We start from the raw sequence: 20,414 nt of genomic DNA on the forward strand, positions 1-20,414 counted from the left end.
CACCCGCGCCGTCCCCACCCGCGCGGCGAACGCCGCGGGGAGACAGCCGCGGCCGCGCGGGCCCGGTGACGGAACGACGGCGCCGCCGCCCGAGATCGGACGGCGGCGCCGGTCACCGCGGAAAGTCAGCCGCGGCTCACTCCCATTCGATGGTCCCCGGGGGCTTCGACGTCACGTCGAGCACCACGCGGTTGACGTCGCGCACCTCGTTGGTGATGCGGTTCGAGATCTTCGACAGCACGTCGTACGGCAGGCGCGTCCAATCGGCGGTCATCGCGTCCTCGGACGAGACGGGACGCAGCACGATGGGGTGGCCGTAGGTGCGGCCGTCGCCCTGCACACCCACCGAGCGCACGTCGGCGAGCAGCACGACGGGGCACTGCCAGATCTCGTCGTCGAGGCCGGCCTTGGTCAGCTCGGCACGGGCGATGGCGTCGGCTTCACGCAGGATCTCGAGACGGTCAGCGGTGACCTCGCCCACGATGCGGATGCCAAGACCGGGCCCCGGAAAGGGCTGGCGCCCGACAATGGCTTCGGGCAGGCCGAGCTCCCGACCGATCGCGCGCACCTCGTCCTTGAACAGGGTGCGCAGCGGCTCGACGAGCTCGAACTGCAGGTCCTCGGGCAGGCCGCCGACGTTGTGGTGGCTCTTGATGTTGGCCGTGCCCGCGCCGCCACCCGACTCGACGACGTCGGGGTAGAGCGTGCCCTGGACGAGGAAACGCACCTGCTCGCCCTCGGCCTTCGCCTCGGCGACCAGGTCGGCCTGCACCTGCTCGAACGCGCGGATGAACTCGCGCCCGATGATCTTGCGCTTCTGCTCGGGGTCGCTCACACCGGCGAGGGCGTTGAGGAACGTCTCGCGCGCGTCGACGGTGATGAGCTTCACGCCGGTCGAGGCGACGTAGTCGTTCTCGACCTGCTCGCGCTCGCCCTTGCGGAGCAGTCCGTGGTCGACGAACACCGCGATGAGCTGGTCGCCGACGGCCTCGTGCACGAGGGCGGTCGACACCGCGGAGTCGACGCCACCCGACAGCGCCGAGATGACGCGGCCGGTTCCGACCTGCTGGCGGATGCGTTCCACCTGCTCGGCGATGACGTTGCCGCTGTTCCAGTCGGCGGGCAGGCCCGCGGCCTTGTGGAGGAAGTTCTCGAGCACGTTCTGCCCGTGGTCGGAGTGCTTGACCTCGGGATGCCACTGCACGCCGTACATGCGACGGGCGTCGTTCGCGAAGGCGGCGACGGGCGTGTGCGCCGTGCGGGCGAGCACGTCGAATCCTTCGGGCGCGCGCGATACCTGGTCGCCGTGGCTCATCCACACGTTCTGCTCGGCGGGCTGACCCTGCAGCAGCGTTCCCTCGGTGACGACCGTGGCATCCGTCGCCCCGTACTCGCGGAGTCCCGTGTTGGCGACCTCTCCGCCCAGAGCCTTGGCCATGACCTGGAAGCCGTAGCAGATGCCCAGCGTGGGCACGTCGAGGTCGAAGACGCCCGTGTCGAGGCTGGGCGCGCCGTCCTCGTACACCGACGACGGTCCGCCCGACAGGATGATGCCGACGGGGTTCTTCGCGGCGATCTCGTCCGCCGAAGCGGTGTGCGGCACGATCTCGCTGTACACGCCCGCCTCGCGGACGCGGCGGGCGATCAGCTGCGCGTACTGCGCGCCGAAGTCGACGACGAGGACGGGGCGCTGGGACGTTTCGGTCTGTTCGGTCACCGGTTGCCTTCCGGGGCGGGGACGGGAGCCGAGGCCTGGGCGGCCTCGCGCTCGGCGAGGTAGGCGCGCACGCCACGGGCGGTGCGCACCTCGAGGATGAAGGACAGGAAGGGCACGACTCCACCGAGGGCGAGGAACACGAACCGACGGAACGGCCACCGCATCAGGCTCCACACGCGGAAGCACGAGATCAGGTAGACGACGTAGAACCAGCCGTGCGCGACGAGGATCGCGAGTGAGACGTTGACGCCGTCACCGGTCGAGAGGATCTCGCAGCCGTTGCCGCCGGGCACGAACAGCGAGAACCACTGGCAGTCGGGGCCGGGTACGGCATCCGCGAACCACAGGAAGCCACCCGATCCGCCCAGGAACAGCTCCACGTGAATGGGCGTGTACTTCAGGATCATCTCGGCGACCAGCAGCAGCAGGCCGATACCGGTGATGATCGAGCAGATCTGATAGAACTTCAGGGCTCCGCGGATCGCCGGGAACGAGGCGAGCTTGGGGGCGCGGGGCATGGATGCCAGTCTACCCGCGGGATTCCGCGGCACCCGTCGCACTGCTCGACGTGGAGCTTTCGGCCAGAACCTCGGCCTGCTCGTCTTCGAGGTCTTCGACCTCTTTCTCCCACGCGTCGCGGGCCAGGCGATACCAGAGGTAGAGCGCGAAGCCGGCGAAGATCGCCCACTCGGCCGCGTAGAAGATGTTGAGCCAGTTGACCCGCGAGCGCTCGTCGGGTGCCGGGGACGAGATGTCGTCGAGCGGGCCGATCGCGGTCTGCGACGCGATGAACTGCCGGTAGACGTTCAGCTCGGCGGTGTCGTGCCAGCGGCCGAGCAGCATCGGCGGCGACATGCGCGTTATCGTGAGGGGGTCGGCGCCCGACGGCGGCACCGAGGGGCCTTCGTCGGAGATCAGGCGGCCGGTGACCTGCACCACCGCGGTGGGGTCGGCCGAGACCTGCCGCTCGAGCTCGTCGGCGGCGGCGTTCGCCGCGTCGAGCGAGGACGTCCAACCCGTCGCGACGGCGATCGAGGTGGGTGCGGCGGCGCCCGCGATGCGGAGCTGACCGGTGACCCAGTACCCCTCGACGTCGTCGTTGAAACGCGACGACACCACGATGAAGTCGGATGCCACCCACGTGCCGCTCACCTCGACCCGCTGGCCGACGAGCGGCTCGGGCAGATAGTCGCCGGGCTGCACGACCTGATCGAGGGGCTGCACCACCTCGGTGAGACCCGGCTCGGGCGGGGACGTGTCGACGGCGCGCCCGAGCTGCCACTGGCCGAGCCAGGCGAGCACGCCGGCCACGACGAGCGAGAACGCCAGCAGCGCGATCCACCGCGGCCGCAGCATGACCTCGCGCAGCGTCGGCGGGAAGACCTGCGGGGGCAGCGGCTGGGTCACGGGGGTGGACGTCATCGGGTCTCGCGGATCAGTGCCCGTAGGGGGCGACGACGACCTCGACGCGCTGGAACTCCTTGAGGTCGGAGTACCCGGTCGTGGCCATCGACTTCTTGAGCGCGCCGATGAGGTTCGCCGTGCCGTCGGCGACGGGCGCCGGGCCGTACAGGATCTGCTCGAGCGGGCCGACGCGGTCGACCGCGACGCGGCGGCCGCGCGGCAGCTTCGCGTGGTGCGCCTCGGGACCCCAGTGGAAGCCGCGGCCGGGCGCGTCGGTGGCGCGTGCCAGGGCGACGCCGAGCATGACGGCGTCGGCGCCCATGGCGAGCGCCTTGACGATGTCGCCCGAGGTGCCCACACCGCCGTCGGCGATGACGTGGACGTAGCGTCCACCCGACTCGTCGAGGTAGTCGCGGCGGGCACCGGCGACGTCGGCGACGGCGGTGGCCATCGGCGCGTGCAGGCCCAGCGTCGCACGCGTGGTGGATGCCGCTCCCCCGCCGAATCCGACGAGGACGCCGGCGGCTCCCGTCCGCATGAGGTGCAGCGCCGCGGTGTAGGTGGCGGCACCGCCCACGATGACGGGGACGTCGAGGTCGTAGATGAACTTCTTGAGGTTCAGGGGCTCGGCGACGCTCGAGACGTGCTCGGCCGACACGGTGGTGCCCCGGATCACGAAGAGGTCGACGCCCGCGGCGACGACGGTCTCGTACAGGTCGTGCGTGCGCTGCGGCGTGAGGGCGCCCGCCACGGTGACTCCCGCCGCGCGCACCTCGGCGAGACGGTCGCGGACGAGCTCGGGCTTGATGGGCTCGGAGTACAGCTGCTGCATGCGACGCGTGGCATTGGCCTCGGGCAGCGTCGCGATCTCGGCCAGCAGCGGCTCGGGGTCGTCGTACCGGGTCCAGAGCCCTTCGAGGTCGAGTACGCCGAAGCCGCCGAGGCGGCCGAGCTCGATCGCGGTGCGCGGGCTGACCACGGAGTCCATGGGTGCACCCAGCACCGGGATCTCGAACGGGAACGCGTCGATCGTCCACGCCGTCGAGACGTCTTCGGGATTGCGCGTGCGCCGCGACGGCACGACCGCGATGTCGTCGAAGGTGTACGCGCGGCGGGCACGCTTGGCTCGGCCGAGATCGATCTCCATGGTCACCCGACCAGCCTACCCGCGCCCTCCGACATCGCCGCCGGCGCGGGGTTCCCGAACGGGTGATGCGGGGGTGTCCGCCCCGCGCAGCAACCGGGTGAGCACACCGTCGAACGCGAACAGCAGAAAACCGAGCGATCCGACCAGCGGACTCGCCAGCACCGCCGCCCCGCTCAGGATGACGGCGCTCAGGCCCGCCCGGCCGAGTCGACGCGCGTCGTCCGCGGTCAGATCGGCGATCGCTCCCGAGCGCACCGCCCACCCCCACTGCAGCCACCCCATGACGATCGCCAGGAAGAAGTTGATCGGCAGCAGCACGCGTCCCAGCAGCAGATCGGCGTGCAGCGTGTCGAGCGACGAGGTGAAGGGCACCAGCACCACGAGCAGCAGGCGGACGTTGTTGATCCACATCCCCGTGTCGTCGATGCGCACGATCCACTCGAACTGCCGCACGTGCGTCATCCACATCACGCACAGGATGAGGAAGCTGATGACGAACGAGAACACCGGGTGCGCCAACGAGACCAGACCCGCGGCGAGGTCGGCGTCCGTCCGCACCGAGCCGAGCGAATGGTCGGTCAGACCGAGCACCAGCAGGGTCGCCGCGATCGCGAAGACCGCGTCGGTGAACGCCTCGGTGCGACGCGCCGACAGCGACGCGTCGGGGTGACTGCGCCGACCGAGCATGCGCACAGCGTAGCGGCGGGATCCTGCGCGGGGCAGGGCCCGGCATCCGGGAACGACGAGGGGCCGGACCGATGCGGCCCGGCCCCTCGAAGATCGCTTACTTCTTGTAGTTCGGCGCCTCGACGACGATCTGCACGTCGTGCGGGTGCGACTCCTTGAGCCCCGCCGAGGTGATGCGGACGAACTTGCCCTTGGCCTTGAGCTCCTCGACGGTGCGGGCGCCGACGTAGAACATCGACTGCCGCAGGCCGCCGATCAGCTGGTAGGCCACGGCCGCCACGGGACCGCGGTACGGGACCTGGCCCTCGATGCCCTCGGGGATGAGCTTGTCGTCGCTCGGCACATCCGCCTGGAAGTAGCGGTCCTTCGAGTAGGACGTCTTCTTGCCGCGCGTCTGCAGAGCACCGAGCGAGCCCATGCCGCGGTACTGCTTGAACTGCTTGCCGCCCTGGAAGACGATCTCGCCCGGCGACTCGTCGGTTCCGGCGAGGAGCGAGCCGAGCATGACGGTGTCGGCACCGGCCACGAGGGCCTTGGCGATGTCGCCCGAGTACTGCAATCCGCCGTCGGCGATCACCGGCACCCCGGCGGGGACCGCGGCGAGCGAGGCCTCGTAGATCGCGGTGACCTGCGGCACGCCGACGCCGGCGACGACGCGCGTGGTGCAGATCGAGCCCGGTCCGACGCCGACCTTGACGGCATCCACGCCCGCGTCGATCAGCGCCTGAGCGCCGTCGCGGGTGGCGACGTTACCGCCGATGACGTCGATGTGGTCGAACGAGGCGTCGGCCTTGAGTCGGCGCACGATGTCGATGACACCGGCCGACTGGCCGTTCGCGGTGTCGACGACGAGGACGTCGACACCCGCGTCGCGCAGGGCCTCGGCGCGCTGCCACGCGTCGCCGAAGAAGCCGATGGCCGCGCCGACGCGCAGTCGACCCTGGTCGTCCTTGGTGGCGAGGGGGTACTTCTCGCTCTTGTCGAAGTCCTTGATGGTGATGAGACCGGCGAGCTTGCCCTCGTCGTCCACGAGGGGGAGCTTCTCGACGCGGTGCTTGGCGAAGGTGGCGATGACGTCGTTGGCGTGGATGCCGACGTGCCCGGTGATCAGCCCGTCTTTGGTCATGACGTCCTTGACCTTCGTGGTCTGACGCTCGAACCCCGACACGAACCGCATGTCGCGGTTGGTGATGATGCCGACGAGAACCCCGTCGGGGTCGACCACGGGCAGACCCGAGATACGGTACTGCGCGCACATCGCGTCCACCTCGGCCACGGTGGCATCCGGGTTCGTGGTGATCGGGTTCGACACCATGCCCGACTCGCTGCGCTTGACCTGATCGACGATGCCGGCCTGGTCCTCGATCGAGAGGTTGCGGTGGACGATGCCGATGCCGCCCTGGCGTGCGATCGCGATCGCCATGCGCGCCTCGGTGACGGTGTCCATCGCGCTCGAGAGCAGCGGCGTCGCCACGGTGATACGCCGGGTGAGGCGCGACGAGGTGTCGGCCTCGCTCGGGATGACGTCGGTGTGCCCGGGCAGCAGCAGAACGTCGTCGTAGGTCAGTCCGATGAAACCGAAGGGGTCGTGCTGTTCCATGGATCCTCCTGCGCGCGCGGCGCCTGTTCGGGTAAAGGACGACGTCGGCCGGAGCGCGCGAAGCGCTCCGCCATGAATTCTAAGCGTCGAGCGCCCGGGTTTGTTCCCCGCGGGCGACGGCCCCGATACGCAGTCGCCGGGACACGGTTCGCTAACGACGGGGTCTGCGAAACACCCGCGACACATTACGCTCGTAGCGTCGACCGTCGAAGCTGACGGGACGACTTCGTCAGCGCTGCCGAACTGGAGACTCCGTGGGTCATTCCTCCCCCACCGCGATACGATCGCGCACCCTTCCCCGCATGGCCGTCATCGTGTCGTTGCTCGCGACCGCGATCGCCGTCCTCAGCCTGCTGTTCGCGACACCCGCGAACGCGCAGACCACGCCGGCCCCCACCCCCGCGGCTTCCGCCGGGACGGGGGACGTCTCGACCCAGTACTCGATCGGCGGCATCATCCGCGCCGGTGACGAGCCGGTCGAGGGCGTGCAGATCTCGGTCGAGGGCTCCGGCTTCTCGGAGGTCGGCACGACCGGCGCCGACGGACGCTGGGCCGTCGCTGTCCCGGGTCCCGGTGCCTACACGGCAACCCTGCAGGTCGACACCCTCCCGGACGGCGTCGCCCCGCGCGACCCCGACAACGTCACCCGCGACGTCACGATCGGCACCACCAACACGGTGAACGTGCTGTTCCCGACGGGTGAGGGCACGGCCGCGTCCGGATCGATCTGGGACACGCTCTTCTCGCGCTTCTTCTACGGCCTGAACTTCGGTCTGCTGCTCGCCCTCGCCGCGATCGGCATCTCGCTGATCTTCGGCACCACGGGCGTCAACAACTTCGCCCACGGCGAGATGCTCACCTTCGGCGCGATCATCTTCTACGTCTTCACGGCGATGGGGTGGAACATCCTGTTGGCGATCCTGCTCACCGTGGCACTGTCCGCCGCCCTCGGCTGGACACAGGATGCCGTGCTGTTCAAACCGTTGCGCAAGCGCGGCGTCGGTCTGGTCCAGGTCCTGATCGTCACCATCGGCCTGTCGATCGTGTTGCGCTACCTGTACCTGTACTTCTTCGACGGCGGCACGCGCAACATCGACACCGGCATCACCGACAACGTGACCATCGGCCCGGTGACCGTCACGCTGACCTCGATCATCAGCATGGGGGTGAGCATCGTCATGCTCGCCTTCGTGGCCTACTTCCTCACACGCACCCGCATCGGCAAGGCGACGCGCGCCGTGAGCGACAACGCCTCGCTCGCCGCAGCCTCGGGCATCAACGTCGATCGCGTCATCCGCATCGTGTGGGTGCTCGCCGGTGCCCTGACGGGACTCTCGGGCGTGCTCTACGGCCTCTACCGCGGTGTCACGTGGGACATGGGCTTCGCCATCCTGCTGCTGCTGTTCGCCGCCGTCACCCTGGGTGGCCTCGGCAGCGCGTTCGGCGCACTGGTGGGCTCGCTCATCATCGGCATCATCACGGAACTGTCCACCATCGTCATCCCGCCGGATCTCCGGTACGCGGTGGCCCTGATCGTGCTCATCGGCGTGCTGCTCTTCCGGCCGCAAGGTGTGCTCGGTCGTAAAGAGCGGATCGGCTGAGGAAAGACGACATGGACTGGCTTTCGATCTTCAACAACGCTGCGGGCGAGCTCATCAGCCCGACCACCGCGGCCTACGCCCTGGCCGCGATCGGCCTCAGCGTGCACTTCGGCTACGCGGGACTGCTCAACTTCGGCCAGGCGGGCTTCATGGCCGTCGGCGCCTACGCCTTCGCCATCGCGACCCTGTCGTTCGCGGCGCCCGTGTGGCTCGCGATCCTCGTCGCCATCGTCGCCTCGGTGCTGTTCGCGTTCCTGCTCGGCATCCCGACCCTGCGCCTGCGGGCGGACTACCTGGCCATCGTGACGATCGCCGCGGCCGAGATCGTTCGGTACGTGGTCTCGACCGTCGGCCTGACCGACATCACCGGCGGCTCGCAGGGCCTGAACGGCTACAACCGCGAGTTCCAGGCGATCAACCCCCTGCCGGCCGGCACCTACGGCATCGGGCCGTGGACCTACTCGGCGAACGACTGGTGGGTGCGCGTCTTCGGCTGGGGCCTGGTCATCATCGCCACCCTGCTCGTGTTCCTTCTCATGCGCAGCCCCTGGGGCCGCGTCGTCAAGGGCATCCGCGAGGACGAGGATGCCGTGCGCAGCCTCGGCAAGAACGTCTACTCGTACAAGATGCAGGCGCTCGTCCTCGGCGGCGTCATGGGCGGCCTCGCGGGCGTCGTGTTCATCCTTCCCCGCGCCGTGCAGCCCGGTAACTACGGGACGGCGTTGACGTTCTTCATCTGGACCGCCCTGCTGCTGGGCGGAGCGGCCACCCTGCTCGGCCCGATCGTCGGCGCGATGCTGTTCTGGGTGCTGCTGTCGCTGTCGAACGGCATCATCGTCGGCCTGCGCGACGTCGGCATCCTGGGCTTCATGTCCAGCACCCAGACCGGTCAGGTCCGCTTCATCCTCGTCGGCATCGGCCTCATGCTCCTGGTGATCTTCCGGCCACAGGGCATCTTCGGCAACAAGAAGGAGCTGTCGTTCAATGTCTGACACGACCGTCACCCACCCGCTCGTCAAGGGCGATGTCCGACCCGGTTGCGCCAAGGTCGACCCGATCGTCGTCGCCGACGGCGTCACCCGCCAGTTCGGCGGCCTCAAAGCCGTCGACGTCGAGCACCTCGAGATCCCCCGCGGCCAGATCACGGCGCTCATCGGACCGAACGGTGCGGGCAAGACCACGCTGTTCAATCTGCTCACCGGTTTCGACAAGCCCAACACGGGCCGCTGGAGCTTCGAGGGCGACAACCTCGCCAACGTCCCGGCCTTCAAGGTGTCGCGCAAGGGAATGGTCCGAACCTTCCAGCTGACGAAGTCGCTGGGCCGCCTGACCGTGCTGCAGAACATGCTGCTCGGCGCGCGCGGACAGAAGGGCGAGAACATCTTCCGTGCCCTGATCCCCTCGATCTGGGGCTCGCAGGAGAAGGCGAACACCGAGCGCGCCGACGATCTGCTGCGCCGGTTCAAGCTGGATGCCAAGCGCGAGGACTTCGCCGCGTCGCTGTCCGGTGGACAGCGCAAGCTGCTCGAGATGGCGCGGGCGCTCATGAGCGACCCGAAGCTCGTCATGCTCGACGAGCCCATGGCCGGCGTCAACCCGGCGCTCACGCAGAGCCTGCTCGGACACATCCTCGACCTCAAGAAGGAGGGGATGAGCGTCCTCTTCGTCGAGCACGACATGCACATGGTGCGCCACATCTCCGACTGGGTCGTGGTCATGGCCGAGGGCCGGGTCGTCGCCGAGGGGCCGCCCGAGACGGTCATGACCGACCAGGCCGTGATCGACGCGTACCTCGGTGCGCACCACGACACCGACCTGGGCGACATGACCACCTCGCAACTGGAGACCATTCAGGCCGAAGCCGCCGCCGAGGCGGAGGCGGAGCTCATCGCCGACGAGAAGGACGGGAAGCTCTGATGACCGACACCGCCACCGCCACGCGCACCCCGGTGCTGCGTACCGACGACCTCGTCGCCGGCTACCTCCCGGGCGTCAACATCCTGAACGGGTGCACCGTGGACGCCTACCAGGGCGATCTGATCGGCATCATCGGCCCCAACGGCGCGGGTAAGTCGACGCTGCTCAAGGCGATCTTCGGTCAGGTCAAGATCCGCGGCGGAGCCGTGCTGCTCAACGGCGAGGACATCACCTCGCTGAAGGCCGACAAGCTCGTCGCCAAGGGCGTCGGCATGGTCCCGCAGAACAACAACGTGTTTCCGAGCCTGTCGATCGAAGAGAACCTGCAGATGGGTCTGTTCCAGCGGCCGAAGGTGTTCGCCGAGCGCTTCGACTTCGTCTCGGGGCTGTTCCCCGAGCTCGCCAAGCGCCGCAAGCAGCGTGCTGGGTCGCTCTCGGGTGGTGAGCGTCAGATGGTCGCGATGGGTCGCGCCCTCATGATGGACCCGTCCGTGCTGCTGCTCGACGAGCCGTCGGCGGGCCTGTCGCCCGTCCGCCAGGACGAGACGTTCCTGCGTGTGGCCGAGATCAACCGCGCCGGCGTGACCATCATCATGGTCGAGCAGAACGCCCGTCGGTGCCTGCAGATCTGTCACCGCGCGTACGTGCTCGACCAGGGCAAGGACGCGTACACCGGCACCGGCCGCGAGCTGCTGACCGATCCCCGCGTGATCGAGCTGTACCTCGGAACCCTGGCCGCCGATGAGGACGCCAAGCGGGACCGCAAGGAGCCCGAGGCCTGATCCGCCTGCCGTACGTCGCGAGTGCGGCGCTCACCGTTGTGGGCGTCGCACTCGCGTCGTGTTCGGCCCCACCTCCGCCGCCCGCGCTCGAGACCGTCCTGGTGCAGCAGCGCGGCGACATCGCCGTGCAACGCGCTCAGGTGCGGGTCAGCAACACGTCGGACGTCCCCGTCACCGTCGTCTCGGCGATCGTCGAGTCCGCCGCGCTCACCGCGCCCGCGGGTGGCGACACTGCCCGCCCGCTTCGTATCGGCCCGGGTCAGACCACCGACGTGCCCGTTCCCCTGACGGGACCGCAGTGCACGGATGCCGACAGCTCCCCCACGGTACGGCTCCAGCTGCGCGACGGCGGCACCCGGGTCGAGACCGCCCGCCCGCTCGACGACTCGCTGGGCGTCATCGCGCGGCTGGTCGCCGAGCGCTGCGACGTCGAGGCGGTGGCATCCGTGGCCCGGGTATCGGCGACTGACCTGTCACCCGCAGCGGACGGGACCGCGGAGCTGGTCGTCTCGATCCATCCCACCGGCGTCGCCGAGGCGGGTCGGCTCGAGCTCGTCGCGTTGCGGGGCACTCCCCTGCTGCGGTTCGCGGACGGCGCGAGCACCGCTCTCGGGGTGCCGGTGGGCCCGGATGACGCGCCGTCCACCGTCCGCGTGTTTGTGACGCCGCTGCGCTGCGACGCCCACGCGATCGCCGAGGACAAGGTCGGGACGCTCTTCGATCTGGTCGCCCGCGTGGACGGCCGCGAGGTCGTCGTCCCTCTGGAGCGTCCGCGCGCCGTCGCCGAGGCGCTGCTCGCCTTCACCGCGAGGACGTGCGGCCTGACGCCGTAGAGCTGCGGGCACCGGGGCCGGGGGCGCGCCGGACACGACGGAAGGCCCGGATCCGAGGATCCGGGCCTTCCGCGTTCTCAGGTCACTCGTTGAGCGAACCGAACTCCGTGTTCAGGAGCGTGTACTTGTTGTCGGCGCCGTACTGGTAGATACCGATGTACGCCTCGGTGGGGTCACCGTTGGCGTCGAAGGTGATCGGGCCCGAGACACCGTCGTAGTCGATGTCCTTGCCCTCGTTGATGAGCGCGAGGCAGTCCGCGAAGGTGGTGCACTTCTCGCCCTCCTCCGAGACCGACTGCAGGTTGTCACGGATGGCCGTGCCCGAGTCGTCCTTGGCCTGAGCCGCGGCGAGAGCGGCCACGATGACCGCGTCGTAGGACTCGGGAGCGTAGCTGAAGTCGGTCAGCGCGGGGTCGACCTGCTTCAGACGGCTCTGGAAGTCGGTGTCGGCGGGGTTGCCGGGAAGCGTGCCCTTGGCGCCCTGCAGCGTGCCGGCGGGGAACTCGTACGAGTTCGACAGGTTGCCGTCGACGAAGTACACCTTCGACGCGGCGTAGCCCTGCGTGCTGACGAGCTGCGGGATGATCGACGACGTCTCCTCGAAGGCGATGACGGCGATCGCGTCGGGCTGCGACGCGAGGACCTGGTCGACCTGCGACGTGAAGACGGTGTCGCCCGGGTTGTACGGCACGGCGGCCGAGACCTCGCCACCGGCGGCCTCGATGGCCGTGGTCGCGTTGTCCTTGAGGCCGATGCCGTACGGGTCGTTGATGTAGATGATGCCGACGTTGGCGGCACCGTCACCGACCATCAGGTTGCCGAGCACACGACCCTGCAGCACGTCGGAGGGAGCGGTGCGCCAGTAGTACCCGTCGTCGGCGTAGGTGGTGAAGTCGGGCGAGGTGTTGGCGGGCGAGATCTGGACGATGCCCGCGTTCACCAGCTGGTCGATGAACGTAAACGACACGCCCGAGGAGGCCGCACCGATGACGACGTCGGCGCCGGCGTCGACGAGCTCGGTGGCCGACTGGGTGGCGATGTCGGTGGTGGTGTCACCGGAGTCGCGCTCGGTCAGTTCGGTCGTGAAGGGGAACGCGTCGCCCGTCGCCTCGATGTCCTGGATTGCGAGCTTGACACCCGCGACCTCGGGCGGGCCGAGGAAGGCGAGGTTACCCGTGGCCGGGAGGATCGTGCCGACGTGGAACGTACCGTCGGCCGTGGACGTGGCGCCCCCGCCGGAGGAGGCGCTGGGGGCGGCGGCGTCGCTGCCGCCGCCGGAGCAGCCGGCGAGGACGAGCGCGCTGGCGCCGACCAGGGCGATGCCGCCCAGGATGCGGGCGCTGCGCGTGCGCGGGAAGACGTTCATAGTGCTCCTTGCTGTGAATGAACGTTGGGCGACCCATCGGGTCACCTGGTGTCCCCAACCTAATCGGGTGCAGGTTTTGCGCATGTTGCCGTTCGTTAACGATGTGCGTCGCCGCGATCACGGCCCCATAACGGTTCTCCCGCGGCGGTCCCGGACACGGTAGGGCGCGACGGCGTGACGGCCGCGAAGCGCAGCCTCGGGCCGCTCAGACCGGTTCGGCGACGTCCTCGACGACGGGACGGTGACGGCGCGCGGCGACGAGCGAATCGACGCTCAGGACGACCAGGGCTACCCAGACCAGACCGAAACCGATCCACCTCTCGGTCGTCATCGGTTCGTGCAGCACCCAGACGCCGATGATGAACTGCAGGATCGGTGCGATGAACTGCAGCAGACCGATCACCGTGAGCGGGACGCGGCGAGCGCCCGAGGCGAACAGCAGCAGCGGGACGGCCGTCACCGCACCCGCGAGCAGCAGCAGGATCGTGTGCACGGGACCCGCGGTGCCGAGCGTGATGCCGGTGGTGCTCGCGACCACGGCGAGTTGGATGCCGGCGACCGGCAGCAACCAGAAGGATTCCAGGGTCAGCCCGCTGACGGCATCCACCGAGGGTCCGATCTGCTTCTTTACCAGACCGTAGACGCCGAACGAGAAGGCCAACGTCAGGGCGATCCAGGGGAAGGACCCGTACCCCACCACGATGATCACGACTGCCAGCACGGCGATGCCCACCGCGACCCAGGGCAGCACGCGCAGACGCTCGCGCAGCACGATCACGCCGAGCAGCACGGTCACGATCGGGTTGATGAAGTAGCCCAGGCTCGTCTCGATGACGTGCTCGTTGAGCGCCCCGTAGAGGTAGGTCTGCCAGTTGACGTAGATGAGGACGCCCGCGAGCGCCGTGAGCCCCATCAGTCGGGGTTGCCGGACGATGCGCAGGAAGGCGGGCCAGGCGCGCAGCACGGTCAGCAGGAGCAGGCAGAAGACGAACGCGAAGACGATGCGCCACGCCACGACCTCGAAGGCGCCGGTCGGCTTGAGCTGCAGGAAGTAGATGGGCAGCACGCCCCACAGCAAATAGGCCCCGAGGGCGTAGAGCGCGCCGCGGGTGGTCCCGCCGGTCGGAGCGGCAGGAGGCGGTGTCACTGATCCAGCCTACGCGCGCCCACCGACGTGGGGCCGGCCCGGGACCGCTCTTTCCTGCCACGATGCGGCGGAGAAAAGACGAAGACCCCGGATGCCAGGGCACCCGGGGTCTTCGTGGAGTCGCGATCAGCGGACGACGACCGCCAGGACGTCGCGGGCCGAGAGCACGAGGTACTCCTCGGCGCCGAACTTGACCTCGGTGCCGCCGTACTTGCTGTAGAGCACGCGGTCGCCGACGGCGACGTCGAGGGGGACACGGTTGCCGTTGTCGTCGATGCGGCCGGGGCCGACGGCGACGACTTCGCCCTCCTGCGGCTTCTCCTTGGCGGTGTCGGGGATGACAAGACCACTCGCGGTGGTCTGCTCAGCCTCGACCTGCTTGATGACGATGCGGTCCTCGAGCGGCTTGATGGAAACCGACACGGTCTACCTCTTCTTTCTCGTTACAGAAGACTTTTCAGCACTCACGCGGGGAGAGTGCTAATGCGAGTGTAGAGAAGCGCTGGCACTCCCGCAACGCGAGTGCCAGCACAACCGCGCATCGTGCCCTCCATAGGAGGGGGAACCGCTCCGGGAGACTCACCTGCCTGGCGAGGGGCAATATCACAGAGCGCAATGCGGCGTCACCCACTCTTTCATCCGGTTCTGAGGTGTGACACACTCATGGCACCAGCGTCGGTCGGGTACAGGGGGTACCTGCGGGCGGAACGAAAAAAGGGGCTCGTCGTCGAGCCCGGGGAATCGGGGGATTCAGGGACGTTTCGGCGTTCCTGCGCGCCTTCGGGGGGTCGAATCACATGGCAACGCCGTACTTCTTGGCGATCGATGTCGGAACGAGCAGGACGGCGGCCGCGATCGCGCGCACCGCTCCTGACGGTGCTCTGGTGGCGGCCCCGCTGCCCCTGGGGCGCAACGCCGACAACACGCCGACCACGGTCTTCGTCTCGGACAGCGGCCTGCTGTTCGGCGATGCCGCGGAGCGACGCGGCACCGCCCAGCCCGAGCGTCTCGTGCGCGAATTCAAGCGCCGCATCGGCGACGACGTGCCCATCGTGGCCGGCGATCGCCGGTTCTCGCCCCAGGACCTCTACGCGCTCATGGTCGGCTGGGTCATCGGGACCGCGGTCGAACGCGAGGGGCAGCACCCGGCCGGTATCGCCGTCTCGGTCCCCGTCACGTGGGGCGAATACCGCACGCGGCTGGTGCAGGACGCGGTCGGCCGCCTGGGCTGGAACGACGTCCAGGTCATCACCGAGCCCGAAGCGGCGGCGCGCCACTACGAGTCGACGCACCCGCTCGACATCGGCCGCGCGCTCGCGGTCTACGACTTCGGTGGCGGCACCTTCGACACCGTCATCCTGCAGAAGACCATCGACGGCCGCGTGGACTTCGTGGGCGCGCCCGTCGGCATCCCGGATCTGGGTGGCGCCGACTTCGACGACATCGTCCTGCGGCACACCGTCAAGGCCGCGGGCATCCCCGCCTCGGCCCTGACCTCGGCCGCCGGCGACCCCGGCATGCGCATGGCCCTGGCGTCGCTGCGTCGCGAATGCGTCGAGGCGAAGGAATCGCTGTCGTTCGACGGCGAGGCCGTGGTGCCCGTCCTGGTCGGCGAGGGCCACGGCGCGGTGCGCCTGACGCGCGCCGAGTTCGAGGACATGATCGAGCCCGAGATCGAGCGCACCGTCGAGGTCCTCGAGATCGCCCTCGAGCAGTCCGGCCTGACGCCCGAGGACCTCGACGCCATCCTGCTGACGGGTGGTACCTCGCGCATCCCCCGCGTCGCGCAGCTGCTGTCCGAGCGGTTCGACCGGCCCATCGCCGTCGACGCCGACCCCAAGGCCATCATCGCCCTCGGTGCCGCGCGCACGGCGGCGGGCGTTGCGGCGGGCGAGTTCGTCCCCGTGACCCTGGATGCCGTCGGCACCGACGACGAGGACACGGACCTCGACGACGATGACGACGACGCGATGGGCGAGCTCGGCTTCACCGCGACCCGCGCCGAGAAGCGCGCCCCGTGGTTCCGCCGCGTGCCCGCCACGGCGTACGTGGCAGCGGGCGTGACGGCGCTGGCCGTCGGGGTGGGCGTCGTGAGCGTCCCGGCGATGGGTGTCGGCATCCTCGCCCGCTCCGGAGTGGGCATCACCTCGCAGCCCCTGGCCGCCGACGACGAGCTGCTGATGTTCGAGCCCCTCGACACGCCCTCCTCCGTTCCGGCGAGCATCGCCGCACCGGGTTCGACGCCCGCCGTCGAGCAGCCGGCCGCCCCGCAGGCCGCGGCGCCGGACGACGCCCAGCCCTCGGCCAAGAGCGAGCCGCGCCAGCGCACCCCGCAGCGCCTGACTCCGCGCACCGCGGAGGAGCGCACCCCGTCGATGGCTCCGCAGCAGCAGGGTGGCGGCGGCGGGGGCGGCGGCCAGTCGAACTCCGCGCCCGCTCAGCCCGCTCAGCAGCCCGCGCAGCAGCCGTCGAGTTCGGCGCCGACGACGTCGACCGCTCCGTCCTCGAGCGCCCCGTCCTCGAGCGCACCGGCCCCGACCCCGTCCGACTCCGGATCGACGGAGCCGACCACCGACCCGTCGACGCAGCCGCCCGCCACGCAGGAGCCGACCCAGGACCCGGCGCCGAGTGAGACGACCCCCACCGAGACCACTCCCCCGTCTTCGGAACAGCCGGCCGAGACTTCGGCTCCGCCCGCGGAGACCTCGACGCCCGATCCCTCGACCACCTCGGGCGGCGAAATCTGACCCGCGGCCACCGGAACGAGAGCACACACCGATGTCGATCTCGAACACGTCCACGGATACGACGCACGGTGACCTCGAGTCACTGCTGCTCCCCCGCGTCGCACGCACGCTCCTCGACGCCTACACCAGCACGGCCGTCCCGCTCCCCCTCGCGGTGATCGGCACGGCGGGCTCGGGCAAGTCCCGGGTGCTCCGCCATGTCTTCGCGGCTCTGCGCGAGGCGGGCGCGGGGCCCGTCGCGCTCGCGCACCCCTCGGACCTGCCCGCCGCCGAGGGAGCAGTCGTCCTCATCGACGACGCGCACCTGCTCGACGACGCGCTGCTGCGCCGGGTCGCCGACCGCCTGCGCGAAGGGACCGCGACGGTGCTGCTGTCGACGCGACCCGACCCGGCATCCGTCGTCCTGCGCTCCCTCATCGACGACATCGAGCGCCACCAGCCCCCGGTGCTGCTCGGACACGTGTCGATCCCCGACGCTCTCGCGCACCTGGGCACCACGCCGACCGGGGCCGGCCGCGACTGCGTGTCGACGCTGTTCGAGGCCACGGGCGGCTTGGCCTGGCTGACCTCCGAGGCGCTCGTCCTGCACGGCGAGGCGATGTGCGACGGGCGCTGCGACCGCGATGAGATCGCGCGGTCGCTGCACGACCTCATCTCGCACCGCATCGACTCCCTCGATCCGGCGCTGCGACTCGCGGTCGAGGCCCTGTGCCTCGACGAGCGGTCCGCCCTCGACGCCAACGCGGGCGCGGCGTGCGCCGCGGGCTACGACGCGGGTCTGCTGCAGCGCGGCGGACGCACCGTCCCCGTCGTGCGCGAGGCGGTGCGGGCTCGCCTCACGCCCGACCGTCTGCTCGACCTCTACTCGGCCCGCCTGGTGAAGGACGCGTCGTCCGTGCAGGCCCTGCTGGGCGGAGCGACCGACGACCGCGTAGCCGCCGCCCTGGTCGCCGACGGCGACCGCGAGCTGACCCGCGACCCGCGCCGCGCGGCGGAGCTGTACGACGCCGCCGACCGCGCGGGCGCCTCGTCGGCCGACCTCCCGCTGCGCCGTGCTCGTGCCGCGTGGGCTCTGGGGGACGTGGATGCCGCGGGCGCCTTCGTCGATCGGATGTTGTCGGCCCCCGAGGCCCCCGGCGATGAGGCGCTCGACATGGCCGCGGCCGTCTGGGCCCTGCGCGGCGACATGAGCCTGGGCGCTCAGGTGTACGCCGGAGGGCTGCCGCGGACCGCCGAGAGCCGCGCGAAGTGGCTCATCGCCGCCGTGGGCTCGGGTCATCCCGACCCCGCGAACGCCCCGGTGGGTCCCACCGCCCGATCCATTCCGACCGCTCACGGCGTCTCGCTCGAGCTGCTCTCGCGAGGGCTGCGCTCATCGCTGGACACCTCGGACCGCGACGGCCTGCAGGACCTGGTGCGCGCGAGCGAGATGTACACGGCATCCGGGTCCGAGGCCCCCCTGCCCGAGCTGCCCGCGGTCATCGCCGCTCTCGTCTCTCTGCACCTGGGCGAGGCGGCGGTGGCGCAGCGCGTGCTGGATGCCGCGATCGCCGGCGCACAGGGTGGGTCCTGGGCCGCGCCGCGCCTGCTGCTGTGGCGCGCCTGGGTCGCCGTCCAGAGCGAGCACGCCGCCGAGGCCGAGGTCGCCCTGCGAGCGGCCACCACGAGCGGTCATCCGCTCGCCGCGCGCGATCGGCTGCTGGCCGACGCCGTCGAGCTGGGCCTGGTGCGCCGTAACGGTCAGCCCTCCGAGCTCGGCCCGGTCTGGGCGCGGGCGCAGCAATCGCTGCTGCGCGCGCAGATCGACCTCTTCACCCTCGTGCCGCTGGGAGAGTTCGCCGTCTCGGCGGCGAAGCTCGGCGAGTTCGCGGCGGTGCGATCGCAGCTGGAGCAGGCCGAGCGGCTGCTCGCCGACCTCGGACAGCCGGCGCTGTGGGCGGCGAGCCTGCAGTGGTCGGCCCTGCACGCCAGCATCCTGCTCGGAAGCCCCGAGGAGCTCACCCTGCACGCGCGCGCCCTGCGTGCGGCCGCGGAGCACTCCCCCCTCGCGGCGCGCCTCGCCCGCGCGGGTCGGGTGTGGACCGACGTGCTCACCGGGGTGGTCGACGCCGATGCGATCGAGGAGGCGGCGGCAGGACTCGCGGCCTGCGGCTTCGCGTGGGACGGCGCCCGGCTGGCCAGCCACGGAGCGAACAAATCCGACGATCGTCGCGTCATCGCCCGCCTGCTGGCGTGCGCCCGTCAGCTGCACCCGCGCGAGCGCGCGGAGGCGGTAGCGACCGCTCCCGCGGTCGCCGAGACGGGACCGGTGGCCGCCCCGACGCGGCCGGCCGAGAGCCACGGCGTTCTCAGCGATCGCGAGCGCGAGGTCGCGGCCCTGGTGCTGCAGGGCAAGACCTACGCCGAGATCGGCGAGGCCATCTTCATCTCTCCGCGCACCGCCGAGCACCACATCGCGCGCATCCGCCGACGCCTGGGCGCGACCTCGCGCTCCGACCTGATGGCGCGCCTGCGCACGGCCCTCGACGACGACGTGCGCACGCCCGTCGCCCTGCCCGAACGCGTGGGCTGACCATGCGTTCGGCAAACCCCTATGACCCGTCCCGCGCTATGGGGGTTCCCCCCGACGCGGAGCCGTACCCCTTCGACATACCGTCGAACAAAGGAACAACCGTGAGGAGACCCCAATGAGCGTCACGCTGGCGACCATGGCAGATGCGCTGATCGAATTCATCCTGAGCCTTCTGCGCGACCCGCAGGCTGCGGCCGAGTTCGAGGAGGACCCGGAAGGCGCGATGGCGGCCCGCGGGCTGAACAACGTCTCCTACGCGGACGTGTGCTCGGTGGCCCCGGTCATCGCGGACAAGCCGTCGGTCGCTCCCAACCCGACCCCGGCCCCGGTCCACTACGACCGCCCGGAGCACAGCAACCCGGTCGTGCGCGAGATCAAGACGATCACCAACTCGCTGCAGTACACCCACATCGACGATCGCGACACGATCATCGACCAGTCCGTGAACCAGAACATCTGGGCCAACGGCGACGTCAACCAGACCTTCGGCAACGAGGCCGTCGTGGCCTCGGGCGACAAGGCGATCGCCGCGGGCAACGACGTTGACCAGGACACCACCCTGGACCACTCGACGAACATCGGCGCCGGCAACGACGTCAACATCGGCAACGAAGAGACGAACACCGACATCGACGGTTCGTACAACGAGAACACCGAGAACACCGAGAACACGGACAACTCGACGGACATCGACCTGACCGACTCGGCCAACGACTCGTCCACCGACGTCGCGGTCGGCGACTCGTTCAACGACACCACCGAGACGACTGTCGACACGTCCGTGGACGAGGACACCACCGTGGTGTTCGACTCGGGCAACGAGACCGTCATCGAAGACACGTCGGATGACCAGTTCTGACACCCCCTCGGAACGGCGGGTGGGCTCTCAGGAGC

The 20,414-nt window shown here is 70.0% G+C and carries 17 protein-coding genes; 8 read left to right on the top strand and 9 right to left on the bottom strand.

The window, feature by feature from the left end:
• Positions 1-136: 136 nt before the first annotated feature.
• From guaA to guaB, 6 genes are all read right to left on the bottom strand, one after another.
• Positions 137-1,717 (bottom strand): glutamine-hydrolyzing GMP synthase, encoded by a 1,581-nt coding sequence (gene guaA, locus DBR36_RS10645; protein WP_108319209.1) that lies wholly within the window; start codon positions 1,715-1,717, stop codon positions 137-139.
• On the bottom strand, positions 1,714-2,235 hold the full coding sequence (locus DBR36_RS10650) for a DUF3817 domain-containing protein (protein ID WP_108319211.1): 522 nt from the start codon (positions 2,233-2,235) through the stop codon (positions 1,714-1,716). The genes guaA and DBR36_RS10650 overlap by 4 nt, the downstream gene beginning before the upstream one ends.
• A gap of 10 nt (positions 2,236-2,245) precedes the next feature.
• Complete coding sequence (locus tag DBR36_RS10655; protein ID WP_181373562.1) at positions 2,246-3,139, bottom strand: SURF1 family protein; 894 nt, start codon at positions 3,137-3,139, stop codon at positions 2,246-2,248.
• Positions 3,140-3,152: 13 nt separating this feature from the next.
• A complete protein-coding gene (locus DBR36_RS10660; protein ID WP_108319213.1) occupies positions 3,153-4,268 on the bottom strand; it encodes a GuaB3 family IMP dehydrogenase-related protein in 1,116 nt (371 codons plus the stop codon).
• Positions 4,269-4,283: 15 nt separating this feature from the next.
• Positions 4,284-4,955: a TMEM175 family protein gene (locus DBR36_RS10665; RefSeq protein WP_108319215.1), complete on the bottom strand. Its 672-nt coding sequence runs from the start codon at positions 4,953-4,955 to the stop codon at positions 4,284-4,286.
• A gap of 97 nt (positions 4,956-5,052) precedes the next feature.
• The gene (gene guaB, locus DBR36_RS10670; RefSeq protein ID WP_108319217.1) at positions 5,053-6,555 is read right to left on the bottom strand and encodes an IMP dehydrogenase; all 1,503 of its coding nucleotides are present in this window, start codon (positions 6,553-6,555) and stop codon (positions 5,053-5,055) included.
• A 302-nt stretch (positions 6,556-6,857) separates the two neighbouring features.
• Between guaB and DBR36_RS10675 the strand changes: the two genes are divergently transcribed.
• From DBR36_RS10675 to DBR36_RS10695, 5 genes are all read left to right on the top strand, one after another.
• Positions 6,858-8,156, top strand: a complete 1,299-nt coding sequence (locus tag DBR36_RS10675; protein ID WP_108319218.1) for a branched-chain amino acid ABC transporter permease — start codon at positions 6,858-6,860, stop codon at positions 8,154-8,156.
• 11 nt (positions 8,157-8,167) lie between these two features.
• Complete coding sequence (locus DBR36_RS10680; protein ID WP_108319220.1) at positions 8,168-9,148, top strand: branched-chain amino acid ABC transporter permease; 981 nt, start codon at positions 8,168-8,170, stop codon at positions 9,146-9,148.
• Positions 9,141-10,073 (top strand): ABC transporter ATP-binding protein, encoded by a 933-nt coding sequence (locus tag DBR36_RS10685; protein WP_108319222.1) that lies wholly within the window; start codon positions 9,141-9,143, stop codon positions 10,071-10,073. Before DBR36_RS10680 ends, DBR36_RS10685 begins: the two co-directional genes overlap by 8 nt.
• Positions 10,073-10,855, top strand: coding sequence for an ABC transporter ATP-binding protein (locus DBR36_RS10690; RefSeq protein ID WP_108319224.1), 783 nt, complete (start codon positions 10,073-10,075; stop codon positions 10,853-10,855). The genes DBR36_RS10685 and DBR36_RS10690 overlap by 1 nt, the downstream gene beginning before the upstream one ends.
• Before the next feature lie 101 nt (positions 10,856-10,956).
• The gene (locus DBR36_RS10695) at positions 10,957-11,688 is read left to right on the top strand and encodes a hypothetical protein (protein ID WP_108319226.1); all 732 of its coding nucleotides are present in this window, start codon (positions 10,957-10,959) and stop codon (positions 11,686-11,688) included.
• An 82-nt stretch (positions 11,689-11,770) separates the two neighbouring features.
• Here DBR36_RS10695 and DBR36_RS10700 read toward each other — a convergent pair whose 3' ends face one another.
• The 3 genes from DBR36_RS10700 to groES all read right to left on the bottom strand — a co-directional run bounded on the left by DBR36_RS10700 (position 11,771) and on the right by groES (position 14,624).
• Positions 11,771-13,054: an ABC transporter substrate-binding protein gene (locus DBR36_RS10700; protein ID WP_108319228.1), complete on the bottom strand. Its 1,284-nt coding sequence runs from the start codon at positions 13,052-13,054 to the stop codon at positions 11,771-11,773.
• 205 nt (positions 13,055-13,259) lie between these two features.
• Entirely contained in the window at positions 13,260-14,201 is a 942-nt protein-coding gene (gene rarD, locus DBR36_RS10705; RefSeq protein WP_108319230.1) for an EamA family transporter RarD, read from the bottom strand.
• Positions 14,202-14,327: 126 nt separating this feature from the next.
• Entirely contained in the window at positions 14,328-14,624 is a 297-nt protein-coding gene (gene groES / locus DBR36_RS10710; protein ID WP_013583903.1) for a co-chaperone GroES, read from the bottom strand.
• Positions 14,625-14,998: 374 nt separating this feature from the next.
• On the opposite strand from groES, the gene DBR36_RS18760 reads away from it, so the two are divergent.
• From DBR36_RS18760 to DBR36_RS10725, 3 genes are all read left to right on the top strand, one after another.
• Positions 14,999-16,948 (top strand): Hsp70 family protein, encoded by a 1,950-nt coding sequence (locus DBR36_RS18760; RefSeq protein ID WP_108319233.1) that lies wholly within the window; start codon positions 14,999-15,001, stop codon positions 16,946-16,948.
• Between the two features lie 31 nt (positions 16,949-16,979).
• Positions 16,980-19,520 (top strand): LuxR C-terminal-related transcriptional regulator, encoded by a 2,541-nt coding sequence (locus tag DBR36_RS10720; RefSeq protein ID WP_108319235.1) that lies wholly within the window; start codon positions 16,980-16,982, stop codon positions 19,518-19,520.
• A gap of 115 nt (positions 19,521-19,635) precedes the next feature.
• Positions 19,636-20,379, top strand: coding sequence for an IniB N-terminal domain-containing protein (locus DBR36_RS10725; RefSeq protein WP_108319237.1), 744 nt, complete (start codon positions 19,636-19,638; stop codon positions 20,377-20,379).
• Positions 20,380-20,414: the final 35 nt, after the last annotated feature.

Origin of the sequence: Microbacterium sp. HMWF026, from assembly GCF_003061325.1 — a bacterium.
Classification (GTDB): Bacteria; Actinomycetota; Actinomycetes; order Actinomycetales; family Microbacteriaceae; genus Microbacterium; species Microbacterium testaceum_E.